General features: G+C 69.1%; 1 protein-coding gene. It reads right to left on the reverse strand.

All coding sequences use genetic code 11. The features are described 5' to 3' along the window. A partial coding sequence (locus RA19_RS14370) for a caspase family protein (protein ID WP_039163774.1) occupies nucleotides 1-291 on the reverse strand: 291 nt, incomplete at both ends.

Raw genomic sequence — 291 nt, forward strand, 5'->3', positions numbered from 1 at the left:
CCCCGTGGCCGGCATAATAGAACAGCCCCGTCGCATCCTCGCCGGCGCTGCGCAGCTTGCGGCCGAACTGGGCAATGGCGCGCTTCATCTCGATCTGCTTCGCATCCGCTGCCAGGGTCACGTCAAACCCCAGCCCCTCCAGCGTCTCGGCGATCAGCCTTGCGTCGCGCACAGGGTTGTCGAGCTTGGAGACCGAGCCATAGGCCGAATTGCCGATCACCAGCGCCAGCCGCTCCTGCGCCAGCGCCCCGCCGCCCAGGCAGACCGCAACCGCCAGCACCGCCAGCCGGA

It is taken from the genome of Leisingera sp. ANG-M1, from assembly GCF_000813745.1.
Lineage (GTDB): Bacteria > Pseudomonadota > Alphaproteobacteria > Rhodobacterales > Rhodobacteraceae > Leisingera.